At 70.6% G+C, this 14,598-nt stretch carries 10 protein-coding genes; 5 read left to right on the top strand and 5 right to left on the bottom strand.

Annotated elements, in window-relative coordinates:
* The first annotated feature begins 15 nt into the window (after positions 1-15).
* From purF to ACX1DX_RS07115, 3 genes are all read left to right on the top strand, one after another.
* Positions 16-1,464 carry an amidophosphoribosyltransferase gene (gene purF, locus ACX1DX_RS07125; RefSeq protein WP_182763879.1) on the top strand — a complete coding sequence of 483 codons (1,449 nt, stop codon included), beginning with the start codon at positions 16-18 and terminating at the stop codon, positions 1,462-1,464.
* Positions 1,461-2,501 carry a phosphoribosylformylglycinamidine cyclo-ligase gene (gene purM / locus ACX1DX_RS07120; protein ID WP_459398079.1) on the top strand — a complete coding sequence of 347 codons (1,041 nt, stop codon included), beginning with the start codon at positions 1,461-1,463 and terminating at the stop codon, positions 2,499-2,501. Before purF ends, purM begins: the two co-directional genes overlap by 4 nt.
* 106 nt (positions 2,502-2,607) lie before the next feature.
* Positions 2,608-3,552: an AEC family transporter gene (locus ACX1DX_RS07115; protein WP_459398078.1), complete on the top strand. Its 945-nt coding sequence runs from the start codon at positions 2,608-2,610 to the stop codon at positions 3,550-3,552.
* On the opposite strand, the gene ACX1DX_RS07110 is transcribed toward ACX1DX_RS07115, so the two are convergent.
* Genes ACX1DX_RS07110 through ACX1DX_RS07095 form a run of 4 tightly spaced genes read right to left on the bottom strand, consistent with a single transcriptional unit; the run spans position 3,531 to position 11,189 of the window.
* Entirely contained in the window at positions 3,531-4,232 is a 702-nt protein-coding gene (locus ACX1DX_RS07110) for an ABC transporter ATP-binding protein (RefSeq protein ID WP_459398077.1), read from the bottom strand. The two genes, ACX1DX_RS07115 and ACX1DX_RS07110, sit on opposite strands and share 22 nt — an antisense overlap.
* Positions 4,229-5,149, bottom strand: coding sequence for an ABC transporter ATP-binding protein (locus ACX1DX_RS07105; RefSeq protein ID WP_182763875.1), 921 nt, complete (start codon positions 5,147-5,149; stop codon positions 4,229-4,231). The genes ACX1DX_RS07110 and ACX1DX_RS07105 overlap by 4 nt, the downstream gene beginning before the upstream one ends.
* Positions 5,146-7,836 (bottom strand): FtsX-like permease family protein, encoded by a 2,691-nt coding sequence (locus ACX1DX_RS07100; protein WP_459398076.1) that lies wholly within the window; start codon positions 7,834-7,836, stop codon positions 5,146-5,148. The genes ACX1DX_RS07105 and ACX1DX_RS07100 overlap by 4 nt, the downstream gene beginning before the upstream one ends.
* Positions 7,833-11,189 (bottom strand): FtsX-like permease family protein, encoded by a 3,357-nt coding sequence (locus tag ACX1DX_RS07095; protein WP_459398075.1) that lies wholly within the window; start codon positions 11,187-11,189, stop codon positions 7,833-7,835. The genes ACX1DX_RS07100 and ACX1DX_RS07095 overlap by 4 nt, the downstream gene beginning before the upstream one ends.
* A gap of 145 nt (positions 11,190-11,334) precedes the next feature.
* Between ACX1DX_RS07095 and ACX1DX_RS07090 the strand changes: the two genes are divergently transcribed.
* Positions 11,335-12,057 carry a YceI family protein gene (locus ACX1DX_RS07090; RefSeq protein ID WP_459398074.1) on the top strand — a complete coding sequence of 241 codons (723 nt, stop codon included), beginning with the start codon at positions 11,335-11,337 and terminating at the stop codon, positions 12,055-12,057.
* Between the two features lie 171 nt (positions 12,058-12,228).
* A complete protein-coding gene (locus ACX1DX_RS07085; RefSeq protein WP_459398073.1) occupies positions 12,229-12,762 on the top strand; it encodes a type 1 glutamine amidotransferase domain-containing protein in 534 nt (177 codons plus the stop codon).
* Positions 12,763-12,841: 79 nt separating this feature from the next.
* On the opposite strand, the gene ACX1DX_RS07080 is transcribed toward ACX1DX_RS07085, so the two are convergent.
* Positions 12,842-14,467 (bottom strand): endo-1,4-beta-xylanase, encoded by a 1,626-nt coding sequence (locus ACX1DX_RS07080; RefSeq protein WP_459398072.1) that lies wholly within the window; start codon positions 14,465-14,467, stop codon positions 12,842-12,844.
* Between the last annotated feature and the right edge of the window lie 131 nt (positions 14,468-14,598).

Raw genomic sequence — 14,598 nt, 5'->3', positions numbered from 1 at the left:
CGGTAGTCTTGGCGGGTGATCAGCAATGACGATCCCCGCGACTACGAGGGTCCAAAGGAAGAGTGCGGCGTCTTCGGCGTCTTCGCGCCAGAGGAAGATGTCGCCCAGCTGACCTTCTACGGGCTGTTCGCCCTGCAGCACCGCGGACAGGAATCGGCGGGCATCGCGGCCAGCACCGGCAACCGCATCATGGTGTTCAAGGACATGGGGCTGGTGTCCCAGGTGTTCGACGAATCCACCCTGAAATCGCTGCCGGGCCGCCTCGCCATCGGCCACACCCGTTACTCGACGCACGGCGCCAGCGAGTGGAACAACGCCCAGCCCACGTTTCGCGCCACGCCCCACGGCGGCCTCGCTCTGGCCCACAACGGCAACCTCACCAACACCGAGGAACTCGAGGAGTGGCTGCACGAGATCGCGCCCGCGGAATCCGTGCCGCACAAGAACCGCGTCATGGACTCCACCAGCGACACCGCGCTGATCTCGGCACTGATCGCCAGTTTCGACGAGGGCGGCCTGGAAGCGGCCGCGCTCAAGGTGCTGCCGCGCCTCCGGGGCGCCTACTGCCTGTCGTTCATGAACGAGACCACCCTGTACGCGGCGCGTGACCCGCACGGCATGCGGCCGCTGGTCATCGGTCGGCTGCAGGGCGGCTGGGTGATCGCCTCGGAGACCGCGGCGCTGGACATCGTCGGCGCCACCTTCGTACGCGAGGTGGATCCTGGCGAGTTCATCTCCATCGACGAGCGTGGCCTGCGGTCGCAGCGGTTCGCCGCGCCGGATCCGAAGGGCTGCATCTTCGAGTACGTCTACCTGGCCCGCCCGGACACGACCATCGCCGGCCGCAACGTGCACTCGGTGCGCGTCAACATCGGCCGCAAGCTGGCCGAGGAACACCCCGTGGACGCTGACCTCGTGATCCCGGTGCCGGATTCGGGTACCCCGTCGGCCATCGGCTATGCGCAGGGCTCAGGCATCCCCTACGGGCAGGGCCTGGTCAAGAACGCCTACGTGGGCCGCACGTTCATCCAGCCGACGCAGACCATCCGGCAACTGGGCATCCGCCTCAAGCTCAACCCGTTGCGCGACGTCATCGCCGGCAAGCGCCTCGTCGTGGTGGACGATTCCATCGTGCGCGGTAACACGCAGCGCGCCCTGGTGCGGATGCTCCGCGAAGCCGGCGCCGCAGAGGTGCACGTGCGCATCTCGTCGCCGCCGGTGGAGTGGCCGTGCTTCTTCGGCATCGACTTCGCCACCCGTGCAGAACTGCTGGCCCCCGGCCTTTCGCTGGAAGAGATCCGCCGCTCCATCGGCGCCGATACGCTCGGCTACATCTCGCTCGAGGGGCTCACGGACGCCACCACCGTGCCGGCGGACAACCTGTGTCGCGCCTGCTTCGACGGCAAGTACCCCGTGGCCATCCCACGCGCACAGGCCAAGCTGCTGAACCTGGAGGAAATGTGAACCAGAGTGCCTACGCCGCCGCCGGCGTCGACATCGAGGCCGGAGACCGCGCCGTCGAACTCATGAAGGCCCACGTGGCCCGCACCAACCGGCACGAGGTGCTGGGTGGCCTCGGCGGGTTCGCCGGCTTCTTCGACGCCGCCGCGTTCAAGAAGTACGACCACCCGGTGCTGGCCACGTCCACGGACGGTGTGGGCACCAAGGTCGCCATCGCGCAGGCCATGGACAAGCACGACACCATCGGGTTCGACCTGATCGGCATGCTCGTCGACGACCTGGTGGTCGCCGGCGCCGAGCCGCTGTTCGTGACCGACTACATCGCCTGCGGTCAGGTGGTGCCGGAGCGCATCGCCGCCATCGTGCAGGGCATCGCCGACGCGTGCGTCGCCGCCGGCTGCGCCCTCATCGGCGGCGAGACCGCCGAACACCCCGGCCTGCTCAGCCCCCACGAGTACGACATCGCGGGTGCCACCACCGGCGTCGTGGAGAAGTCCAAGATCCTCGGCGCGCACCGCGTGCGCGTGGGCGACGCGGTCATCGCCATGGCCTCCTCCGGTCTCCACTCCAACGGCTACTCGCTGGTGCGCCACGTCCTGCTGGAGCAGGCTGGCTGGAACCTTGACCGCCACGTCGACGACCTCGGCCGCACGCTCGGCGAGGAACTGCTCGAGCCCACCAAGGTGTACGCGCTCGACGTGCTGGACCTCATCCGCAACGTCGAGGTGCACGCCATGAGCCACGTCACCGGCGGCGGCCTGGCCAACAACCTGGCCCGCGTGATGCCCACGGACATGACGGCCGTGCTGCAGCGCTCCAGCTGGACCCCGCCGTCGATCTTCCGCCTCGTGCAGGAGGTGGGGGAGATCTCGCAGCCGGACATCGACGCCACGCTGAACATGGGCGTGGGCATGGTCGCGATGCTGCCGCAGAGCGAGGTCGACGCCGCGCTGAGGCTGCTGAACGGCCGTGGCGTCCCGTCCTGGGTGCTGGGCGAGGTCGAAGCCGTGGAAGGCCCCGGCGCCGCCGTCCTCGTCTGACCCCCGCTGCGTATCTGACCGACGCGCGACGAGGTGGGCCGCCTCCCGCGGGGGCATAAGCCCCACCGGGGTCAGGGGCCGGTATCCGCCCTGCGATCATCGGAGCATGAGCTCAGCCCTCGGCCCCACTCTGGCCAGCATCGTGCCCATCCTCCTGCTGATCGCGCTGGGCGTCCTGCTGCGCCGGCTCAACGTCCTCGACGCCACCACCGTCGAGGGTCTCAAGCGGTTCGTGCTGAACGTCGTCCTGCCGGCCGTGCTGTTCCTCGCCTTCCTGGGCCTGGAGTTCCAGCGCGAGTACGTCGCCCTGATCATCCTGGTGCCGCTGTTGTGCGTGCTGCTGCTCGGGGCCGGGAAGCTTGTCACCGGCTGGCTGAAGGTGCCGCCGGTCGGCACCTTCCTGTTCACCGGGTTCGAGTTCGGCATGGTGGGCCTCGCGCTGTTCACCGCCGCCTACGGCCTGGAGCGGGCGCCGGTGGCCGCCATCGTCGGCCTTGGGCACGAGTTCTTCATCTGGTTCGTCTTCGTCACGCTGCTGAAGCGGCAGAGCGACGGGGCCTCGTCGCTGGCGGAGACCGTGCGTTCCTTCGCCACGTCGCCCGTCATCATCGCGATCGCGCTCGGCCTGGCGCTCAACGCGCTCGGACTCAGGCCCACCCTGGAGGCGAACCCGTTCTCCGGCGCGCTGCTGGCGGCGGCCGGCTACCTGGCCGCCATGATCGTGCCGTTGATCCTGGTCATCGTCGGCTTCGGCGCCCGGCTCACCCTCGGCGGAGTGCGGGAGGCGGCGGGGTTCGTGGCCGTCCGCTTCCTGGTCTGCCTGGTCCTGGCCGTCGTGGTCTCGCTGTTCGTGGTGGGGCGGTGGCTCGGGCTGGGGGTGCCGGTGCAGGCCGCGGTGTTCATGCTGCTGATCCTGCCGCCGCCGTTCATCGTGCCCCTGTACCTGCCGCCGCGGCGGTCGGCGGAGATCACGTTCGCCAACAACGTGTTGAGCCTGTACACGCTGGTCAGCGTGGCGGCCTTCGTGGCCTACGTGGTGGTCGTCGGCTGACCGGCGAGCACCCCGTCGAGCAGTTCGACGACCCTGTCGGCCCGCTGCCGCAGCAACGGGTCATGGGTGGACACCACCGTCGCGATGCCCAATTCGTGGGTGAGTTCCACGATGAGGTCCATGATGGTGGCTGCGGTGTCTGAATCGAGCTGACCGGTGGGTTCGTCGGCGATCAGGATGTGAGGGCGGGCGACGAGGGCGCGGGCGACGCCCACCCGCTGCTGCTGACCGCCACTGAGCTCGTGGGGCCGCTGCTTGGCGTGCCGGGCGAGGCCCACCCGCTCCAACATCGCCGCGACCCGCTCGGTGCGCTGCGCCGCAGGGACGTTGGCCAGCCGCAGCGGCACCTCGACGTTCTCCGCCGCAGACAACACGGGGATCAGCCCGAAGGTCTGGAAGACGTACCCGATCCGCTCCCGGCGGGTGGCCAGCACCTCGCTCTCCGGCAGCTCCGACAGGACCCGCCCGTCGTCGAGCACCACGCGGCCGCCGGTAGGCCGGTCCAGGCCGCCCAGCAGGTTCAACAGCGTGGTCTTGCCGGAGCCGGACGGGCCGGTGACGACGGTGAGTTCGCCGGCGTGCACCTCGATGCTGACGCCGTCGAGGGCGTGCACCTCCGTGTCGCCCGCGCCGAAGGTGCGGCGCAGGTCAACGCCAGCGATCCGTGCTGTGGTGGTCATGCGTCCTCCTCAGGGGCCGAACGGCGGGCGCGCGAGCCATTGGGCCAGACCCCGACGTGGCCGGTCTCGCGGGTAATGCGCACCCTGTCGTGCAGCCCGAGTTCCTCGACGTGTGCCGGCGGCAGCTGCAGCCGGCCGGAACGGTCGATCACGGTGTACTCCTCGGCGACCTCGCGGGCCACCCCGTCGGGGCCGATCTCCGTGCGGCGCAGCACCTCGGTGGAGGTGCGGCCGTCGCGGATCTGGACGGTGCGCGCCACGTGGTCGCTGACCATCGGGTCGTGGGTCACGATCAGCACCGTGGTGCCCAGCTCCGTGGCCGCCGCGCGCATCAGGTCGAGGACCTCGGCTGAATTCACCTCGTCCAGCTCGCCGGTGGGCTCGTCCGCCAGCAGCACGTCGGGGGAGTTGGCCAGTGCGGTGGCGATGGCCACGCGCTGCTGTTGGCCGCCCGACAGCTGCCGGGGGACGCGGTTGGCGCAGTCGGCCACGCCCAGCAGCTCGAGCAGTTGCAGCGCCCGCCCCCGCCGCTGGGAGCGCCCGGCGATCACCATGGGCATCGTCACGTTCTCCGCGCCAGTGAGGAACGGCAGCAGGTTGCGGGAGGTCTGCTGGAAGACGAAGCCCACGCTGTGCCGACGGAAGTCGATGCGTTGCCGCCTGCCCATCGCGGTGAGGTCATGCCCGGCGACCCGGGCCCGGCCGCCGGTGGGCCGGTCGAGACCGGAGAGGATGTTGAGCAGCGTGGACTTGCCGGAGCCGGAGGCGCCGACCACCGCGACCACCTCGCCGGGGTCCACGGTGAGGCTGAGCCCCTGCAGGGCCTGGACCTCGACGCCCTCCGTCGTGTGGATGCGAACGAGGTCCTCGCACCAGATGTCTGGGCCGTGGTGACTGCGGGTGATGGTGTCGTTCATCGTTCCTCTCCGATGCGGAGTTCCTGTGCGAGATTGGTTCGGCCCACGAGCCAGGCGGTGGCGGCGATGGCCACGGCCACGGTGAGGGTCAACAGGGCGCCGACGCCGCCGAGCAGCGCCGGGTCGAGGTGCAGCGGGGGCGGCTGGGAGCCGCCGGTGAGGCTGCGGAAGTCCAGGGTGGCGAGCAGCAGCGCCGCCAGGGCGATGCCGACCCCCACACCCAGGAGGAGGCCGAGCAGAGCGCTGGGCGCGATCTCCCAGGCCGTCAGCGCCCGGAGTTCCCGTCGCCCCATGCCGAGCGTCCGCAGGACGGCGCCGAGCCGGGTGCGTGCCCGGGTGGCCATCAGCTGCGAACCCAGCAGGGTGAGCGTCAGCAGGGTGGCGGTGGCTGCCGTGAGGGCGGCGAAGGTGGTGGTGAGCCCGGACACGGTGGGCGTCTCACGGATGGCGCGGAGTTCCTCGTCGGCGACGGTGATGCGCGCGTTGCCCACCACCTCGCCGATCCGTGCGCGGGCGGCCCGGGAATCGGTGCCGGGCGCCAAGGACACCAACGCCAGGGTGGCGGGCGGCAGGGGTTGGCCCTCGGCCCAGCGCTCTGCACTCATCATCGCCCAGGCGGCTCCGGTCCGGACGCCCGGCGGCGCCGGCAACGTGTCGAGCACCGTCACGTCCCCGATGCCCTCCAGCCGAGCGACGCCGGCCTTCACCGGCACGGAGTCGCCGAGCACGATCCCCGGCGCACCCTCCCAGGCGAACATCCCCGCAGGGAGGGCAGACCCGAACGGTGACGCCGCGTAGGCGTCCTCGATGGCCGGCTCCGCCAGCCACAGCCGCACCCGGGTCTCGCCGCCCTGGCTGAGGCGGTGGTTGGAGCCGGCGTCGTGGATGCGGGCGACGGCGAGCACACCGTCGACGCGCTGCAGTTCCGCGAGCATCTCGTCGGTGATCCGGGGGCCGCTGATGTGCACCGACGAGCCGTTGGCCTCCCACGTGGCGCGCTCGGTGCCGGCGATGACGGAGCCGAGCAGGGTGGCGCTGAGAACCGCGATGGTGGTGCCCATGACAACCGTGAACACCGGCGTCAGGCCGCCCGCCGGATCCCGGTGGGCGCGCACCGAGCCGAGGAACCCGGCGACCCCCCGCCCCGGCCGGAGCCATCGGGCCGCCACCCGCAGAGGGAGGGGATAGAGCCGGAGCGCGAGCAGGCAGGCTGCCACGGTGAGGAGGACCGGTGTGGCGGTGGCGAGGAGGTCCAGGCCCCCGGTGGGGGTGTCGCCGCGGCTGAGCAGGGCCCAGAGGCCGGCGGCGCCGGAGATGACGGTCAGGACCTCCGCGACGACGCGCCACCGGCCGGGCCGCAGGGTGAGGTCGGCACGGATGCTGGCGGGACCGATGTGCCTGGCAGCCCAGGACAGGGTGAGGGCGGCTGCCGCCCCGATGAGCAGCGTGGCGGCCCACCCCCAGGGTGAGTTGCCACCCGGCGTCACGGCCTCCCCCAGCAGGTGACCGAGCACCGCCGCGGGCACGCCCAGCAGCAGCCCTTCGAGGCTGAGCAACGAGCGCAACTGGTGCCAGGACAGGCCGCGTGCCGTGACGAGTTCGACGGTGCCCCGCCGTCGTTCGATGACCAGTTGGGCGGCCAGCACCAGGAGGGCGAGCCCCACTGCGAGCGGCCCGACCGCGGCCACGGCTACGGCCGCACGGGTGACGTCCTGCTGGGCGGCGACCGAGGTCAGCGCCCCACCCAGTTCGGACTCCAGCCGGAACTGGGTGGGGGACGGGCCGTCGGACTCCGGGTCCGCGGGCAGCACCGGGTGGCGCTGCGCCAGCAGGCCGGTCAGTTGCGCTCGCAGCTCGCGGACGTCCACGTCGGCGAGGCCGGCGGTATCGACGCCGAACCAGGCGTGCATCGTGAGCGTCTCCGTGACGCCGGGGCCCAGCTTCTCGACCGGGATGCCGCTGGAGAGGTAGGACGGCGGGAGGAAGAGGCCGGTGACCAGGCGGGTACCGAGATTCGCGTCCTGCTGCTCGACGATGGTGCGGGCGTAGGGGATGTGCTCCCAGCGGGTGTCCCGCTCATCGAGTGGGCGGAACGTGCCGCTCAGGGTCACCGACTCGTTGATCTGCTCACCGATCTCCCAGCCCAGGCGCTCAGCCACTTCCGCCAGCGCCGCGACCTTCTGGGGGCCCGTGGGTGTGGCACCCTCCGGGCCCTCGGTGGTTGGCCGCGGGGAGGGCCAGGAACCGGCCACCAGTTGTGCGTGCTCGGCCAGGTCAGGGTCGACGAAGAACAGGAAGCGCGCCTCGAAGTAGCCCGTGGCCGTGGGCGGCGCCACGGTCAGGTCGGACGGCACCTCCGCCATGAACTGGGGCGCCGCCAGGAGCGAGCGCAGGGGCTCCGGCTGGGCACCCCTGAGGGTCTCGAGCGACTCCCGATGCGGTTCCCATGGGTCCTGGAGGCCCGCAACCGGGGAGTTCATGGTGTCCTGTGCCCAGGTGCCGGCGACATCGCCTTGGAGGGCAGAGAGGCCGGAGAGCGTCTGGGCGAGTTGACGGTCGTCGAGGTTCGCCATCAGGCGTGGGGTGGCGGTGGTGAGTGCCGCGATGATCAGCACGCTCAGCGCGAGCAGCAGAGCGGGCCAGCGCTCCGAGGAGAACTGCCGCCACAGGAGTTTCAGCGCGGTCACCGGACCTCCTCCCGGTACTCCGGGTCCAGCGCCTGACGCTGCACAGTGCGTCCCACCAGCCAGAGGATGAGCAGCAACGCCACGGCGCCCGCGCCGAGCAGGGCCGCCCAGGGGAGGACCTCTGCGGTCAGGGGGCTGCGGTAGCCGGGGCCGGCCGGCTGGGCGGCCTGCACGAGGGGGTCGACGACGAGCCACGCCACCGCGACGCCCGAGGCGATGCCGGCCAGCGTGGCGATGACGAGCAGCCCGCCGGACTCAAGCGTGCGGCTGCGCCGCTGCGCGCGGGGCGTCATGCCGAGCGCCCGGAGCACCGCCACCTCGGAGCGCCTGGCCGCCAGCTGGGTGGCGGCCGCGGCCGCGAGGCCGGTGAGGGACAGGAGGAGCGCGCACCCGGCGGCGATCCAGAGCGAGCGGGCCGCCGTCGCCGTGCGGCTGGGCGTCTCGTCCGGCGTGCGGAGGGCCGAGATGCCGGGGAACTGCGCCGCGGCGGCCCGGACCGCGCTGGGGTCACCATCGAGAGTGGCCCAGAGCTCCGAGGGCCAGCGAAACGCGTTGGCGGTGGTGGCGAGGTGGGCCGACACCGCGCCGGAATCTGCAAGGACACCGAGCTCGGTGGTGAGGCCCGGCAGGGCCGGTGTCACGGCCGCGACGATGGCGGGAATGCGACGGCCGAACGCGGCGAGGTCGAGGGCGTCTCCGGGGCCGAGCGTGGTGGCGTCGCCGAGTTCCGTGGTGATGGCGACAGGCACGGGTGCGGGCTGGGCGGGAGCCGCCCCCGCCATCACGCCCTGGGGGTCGTGCCCCTCGAAGGAGACGTTGGCCCCGAAGGTGATCAGTGGCAGCGCCGGACTGGTCTCGACGCGCCAGACCTCGCCACGGGCGTCGACGGTGGCCTGGGGCACGGGTGGCTTGTTGCTGACGGGGTTGTGGAAGGTCTGCGTCGTGCCGTCCTCGAAGGTCACGGTGTCGGTGCGCGGTTCCCAGGCGGGTGCCACGGCCGCCAGGGCCTCCCGGTAGGGCCCGGCCAACTCCTCGGTGACGGCCAGGTCCGAGGTCCAGTCCCCCACCCCGCCGAGGGGCACGCCGTCGGCACTGAGCGTGATCTCCAGCCGCGTGCTGCGGTCCGCGTGGTCATCGGGTGGGCCGACGAGTTGGACGCTGTCCACCACGACCGCACCATCCTGCGGGAGGGCGATGTCGGCGGCGGCGGTGCCCACGAGGTCGTTCCAGAAGGGCCGGTCCCCCGGAGGGGTGGCGCCGTCGGGGTCCGACTGGTTGATCGAGACGGACGGCCCGTTGACAGTGCGGCTCACCCCGGTGGTCACGTCCCGCAGCGTGAGGCGCAGGGAGTAGGACGAGGTCCGCGAGACGCGGTCCAGGTAGTCCTCCGTCCACACCTGGGCGAGGAACTCGGCCTCCTGGGGCGGAAGGTCCGCGGCGCTTGCGCGGTTGAACTCGTCCGCCCGGTCGAAGTACTCCTGCTGCCACTCATCGAGGTACACCCGGCCGTCCAACTGGGCGTGCAGGGTGGTGGCGCCGTCGGGGACGGTGAGGGGCTCGACGCCCTCGACGCGACCCGGGAGCTCGGGGAACGCCAGGCCGGCCGGGAGCGTGGCCACCTCCGACAGGCGGTCCAGGGGCCCTGCGAGGACAGCGACGGGGGTGTCGCCGACCCTGCCGGAGTCGTCGAGCCAGACGGGTACCGAGGCGGACACCCCGTCGACAGCCGCGAGGTCTGGAAGCTGCAGACCCTGGGTGCCGGCGTCGAGGCTGGAGAGCGTGGCGCGCAGGGGGGCGCCCGTGACGAGCATGGTCAGGTCGCGGTGGGTGGTGGCCGCGGTGCCGGCATAGAGCGACGCGAAGGTCGCCGTGCCGGTGGCCAGGATGGTGAGTGTCACCGGCACCGCGTGCACCAGCAGGCCGCGGGCCAGTTGCGCGGCGGCGAGCCAGGCAGAGGTCTCGGCCAACCTGCCCGCCGCCTCGACGAGCCTCGTGATGGGGCCGAGGGCTGCGAGGCCCAGGACGGCCGCGGCAGCCAGGAGGAAGGCGGGGGCCAGTGCCGGCAGGAACTGCAGGCTGTCCGCTCCGCGGAGTTGCCACGTGGTGAGGGCGGCGGCCGCGAACACCACCACCAGCGCCGCTGCGCCCGCCACGGCCCGCACCCTGTCTGCAGGCAGCCGTCCCGTCAGGGAGGACGTGGCGCGGATGGTCACGGTCCAGAGCGCCACGACGGTGAGCAGGAGGCTGCCCGCTCCGCCCAGCAACACGATGTCGAACTGCGCCGTGTTGCGCGATGTCAGCCACAGCAGCCCCAGCGCGATGGCGGAGCCGAGTGCTACCCCCACCACGGCCACCAGGGTGGACTCGGCCAGCCCTGTGACGAGGAGTTGGCGGCGGGCAGCGCCGCGGGCGGCGAGCAGTTCATGCTCCCGCTGTCGGGTGGCGGCGAGGAGCCCCGAGACCTGCACCAGGCCGACGGCGGCCACCAGCAGCAGCACGCTCACCGGCACGATGCCGAAGGCGCGGCCCACCTCCCAGTCGCGGGAGGCCCGCTCCGCCGTCGACGCCAAGTCGCCGTCGACGACGATGCCCCGCCCCGTGACGTCGGCCCCGGCCACCAGCGCCTTGGCGCGGTCGGCCCCGGCGGCCAACACGTCGAGTGCCTCGGGCGTGATGCGCTCCGCATCCGGGACCACGGACCACCGGATGAACGGGTTGCCGCCCGTCAGAACCGAGCGGTCCACGATGAGCGGACCCACCGAAGCGGGGTCCGCGCCGTCCATGACGAGGGGGTCGCCGAACCAGAGCGGCGAGGACGGTTCCGAGGCCTCCCAGAGGGCGGTGATCCTGAGGTTGTGGCCGTCGACCGTCAGCGTGTCTCCCGTGGAGAGCCCCAGCTCGGCGGCCGCCCCGGAATGGAGCGCGGCCTCGTCCGCAGCAGAGGGCCAGGCGCCCCTGTTGACACTCAGCAGGCCGGGGGAGAGGTGTTCGCCGGACCACAGCGTCACCCGCTGGGCGGCCTCGCCGCCGTCCACGGTGGGGCGACGCGGCTCGGACACGTGGGTGGTGTGGACAGTGACGGGCGCGGGGGAGAAGCCTTCGGTGAGCGCGCTGCGCGCCACCCCGTCCTGGGCCCTGGGATCCGGGCCGAGGCGGGTCTGGGCCTGGACGGCCCCGGCGCCCGGTGCGGCGGTGGAGAGGGCGGCGCGCGCAGCGTCGGTGGCCAGCGTGCCGGCCTGCCCGACGACGAAGGCGAGGATCGCCGTGGTGACGGTGACCAGGGCCAACAGCGTCGCCAGCAGGAGCGATGAGGCGCGGGCACGGCGTGCAGCCCAGCCCCACCACGTCGTCATTCGGTGAGCCTAGTCCCAAGGGCCCGGGCGTGAATCGGTGACCCTCGATTCGTCAATAGTTGACGTTTCAAGTAAGTGTCGCTAGAGTAGTAGCATCTTCAACAACCGGTGAGTGATGAGCTCGCCCCAATCCCGGGAGAACCCCATGACTGCACTCACCGCCCTGTCCGGCAACTACGTCATCGACAACAGCCACACCGAGATCGGCTGGACCGCCCGTCACGCCATGGTCACCAAGGTGCGCGGCTCGTTCACCGACTTTGAGGGCACGGCCGCCACCGGTGCCAACCTGGAAGACGCCAAGATCAACGTGGTCATCCAGGCCTCGTCCATCGACACCGGCAACGCGGACCGCGACGGTCACCTCCGCTCCGGCGACTTCTTCGACGTCGAGACCTACCCCACCATCCGCTTCACCTCCACCAAGGTGACCGCGGCCGGCGAGGGCCTGGACGTCGAGGGCAACCTCACCATCAAGGACGTCACCCGCGAGGTGAGCATCCCCTTCGAGTACGACGGTGTCGCCGTCGACCCCTTCGGTAACGAGCGCGTGGGCCTCAGCGGCTCCGTCCAGGTCAACCGCAGGGACTTCGGCCTCGTCTGGAACGCGGCCCTCGAGACCGGCGGCGTGCTGGTCTCCGAGAACGTGAACCTCGTCTTCGAGGTCTCCGCCATCAAGCAGGCCGACGAGGCCGCTGTTGAGGCCGAGGCCGTGGCCGAGCCCGTCGTCGAGGCCGAGCCCGTTGTCGAGGCCAAGCCGCTCGTCGAGACCTCCGCGCCGGCCCGCGCCGCCCAGCCGCAGGCCACCGCCCCCGCCACCGCCCAGCAGGGTGGGTTCATGGGCTGGCTGAAGCGCGTCTTCGGCTGAATCACTTCACCACTGGGGTGGTGAACACAGGGGCGGGTCCGTGAGGGCCCGCCCCTTTCGGCAATCCTGTGCCGACGGAGTACCGCCGCCGCCGCTGACCCCACACTTTCAGGTATTGGGTGGGCCAGCATTGGCGACTAGCGTGGAGGACCCCGAACATAGGAGATGAACATGTCCGAACTGTCCGGCAAGAAGGTCGCCTTCCTCCTCACCGATGGGTACGAGGATTCGGAGCTGACCAGCCCCTGGGAGGCCCTCGCCAGCGCGGGCGCCGAACTGATCCTCGTCGCCCCGGAAAGCGGCGAGGTCAAGGGCAAGAAGGGGCACACCCAGAAGGTGGACGCCGCTGTCGCCGACGTCGACGCCGCAGACTTCCACGCATTGGTGCTGCCCGGTGGCGTCGTGAACGCGGACCACCTGAGGATGGAGGAGGCGGCCGTGAAGTTCACGCGCGACTTCTTCGACCAGCACAAGCCGGTGGGCGTCATCTGCCACGGCGGCTGGATCCTGACCGACGCAGACGTGGTCAAGGGCCGCAGGCTCACCTCCTACGGCAGCCTGAAGACGGACCTGCGCAACGCCGGCGCCGAGTGGGTGGACGAGGAGGTGGTGGTGGACCAAGGGCTGGTCTCCAGCCGCACCCCCGACGATCTGCCGGCGTTCAACGCGAAGTTGGTCGAGGAGTTCGCCGAGGGTCGCCACTAGGGTCAGACGGCCTGAGGCCGCCGTCGCCACGCGCGAAGCGCCCCGCAGCACGAGGCTGCGGGGCGCTTGTGGTTGGTGGCTACTTCACCTCGAGCGCGGTGATGGCCGCGATCAGTGCCTCCGTGGCCGAGTTCACCTCGCCCTGGGTGCGGTTGCTGCGGAGCACTGCGTTGGCCTTGCCGCGGGTGCTGGTGACCGCCCCGAGCGTGGCGCCCTTGTAGTTCTTGCCGCGCAGGTCCAGGCTGTCGGCCCAGGTGATGGCGCCGGTCAGCCTCGACTCGTCGATGATGGGCTTCTTGACACCCAGCCACCCTTCCGGATCCGCAACCGCGTCAGCGGAGAGCTTCTCGGACCAGTCCATGTTGAACAACTGGGGGTTGTGGGTGGCACGCCAGTTCAGGTAGTCGGTCAGACCCCAGAACGTCACGCGGTCCATGTCCTGTGAGTACTTCTTGTAGACAGCGAAGTACTCGGCGTAGCGCTGCGCCTGGATGGCTTCCAGTTCCATCCGGTTCTCGATCTTGCCCACCCAGTAGGTGAAGCCGTCCTTGTAGAAGCGGTCTGCCACGCTCGGGTCGTTCAGGTCTGCGTAGTTGGCCGGGTCGGAGCCCTCGGGCTCGGCGTTCCACGCCTCCCAGACCTGGAGGTCCAGTTCGCTCACGTTGGCCGTGAAGCCGGCCTCGATGATCATTTGCAGGGAGCGTTCCACGGAGGCGTGGTTCGAGCAGGCGCCCGGCTGCCATTCCTCGGCTGCCTCGTCCACCAGCTCAGGGAGCCGGGTCAGGTCGGAGCAGGCGAACGCCGGGGTCTGGTTGATGTAGTTGTGCGACTGCAGGCCGATGGTCTCGATCAGCTGGCGCGGGTCGTCGGGGTACTCGGCCGCGTAGCGCTGGTTGAGTTCCGTGGCCATGGCGATGATGGCCTTGCCCTTGCCCTCGGACTGGAAGACGTTGAAGTCGTTGTACTCCAGCTTGGTCTCGGGGCCGTACTTGCGGGCGAACACGAAGGCGTCGTAGATGAAGTCGCCGGGTGACTCACCTGCCGCCACGTCCATGTCTGTTTTGTAGGCGGTGTACCAGCCGGAGCGGGCGTAGTCACCGGGGCCGCCGCGGAGGAAGTCCTCCCAGTTCTGCGTCTCGGGGTCGAACGTGTCGAGTCCATCCCTGAAGGCCTCGTTCACCACGTCCCAGGAGACGACGCGGCCCTTGAAGTGGGTGAGCACCTCCTTGATGTAGCGCTCCATGTTGGCGCGGGCCTGGTCTCGGGTGCCCTGGAAGAGCTTGCTGGGGGACTGGCTGTGCCACACCAGCACGTGGCCGTGCACCTTGATGTCCCTCGCGAGGGACTCGTTCACGAAGTAGTCGGCCTCGTCGAACGTGAAGTCCCATGTGCCCGTATCGAGGTTGATGTTGGCGTTGGGGAGCAGTTGGTCCGGCTTCATGATGTTCTCGGCCGTCATGACGTTGTAGTGCCGATCCACCTGGGCCCAGTTCGGGGTGTCCTCCTGGTAGGTCTGGCGGCCGGAGTAGATGTTGCCCACGTTGAAGTAGTCCGCGTAGGTCTCCTTCAGCGAGGGGATGGGGGTATCAGCGACGTCGGCGGGGGCCCCTTGGGCGGGCACGGCGTAGCTGACGGTGGCGAGTGCTGCTGCGAGACCCGCGCCGATCCAGCGGGCCGCGACTCGGCGGCGATGACGAGACAACATTGCTTCCTCTCGTGGGTGGCGGGGCGACATCGTGGGCATCATCCGTGATGCCCGGTCGCCCCGCCTATTTTGGTGCGTCACCAAACTTAATAAGACCTTAAGTTGGTCCTCGGATCAGCGTCAAGGGCGCC

The sequence above is a fragment of the Tessaracoccus zhenghani genome (genome assembly GCF_054552775.1).
The sequence above is the reverse complement of the archived record's forward strand: the minus strand, read 5'-3'. Positions and strand labels throughout refer to the sequence as shown.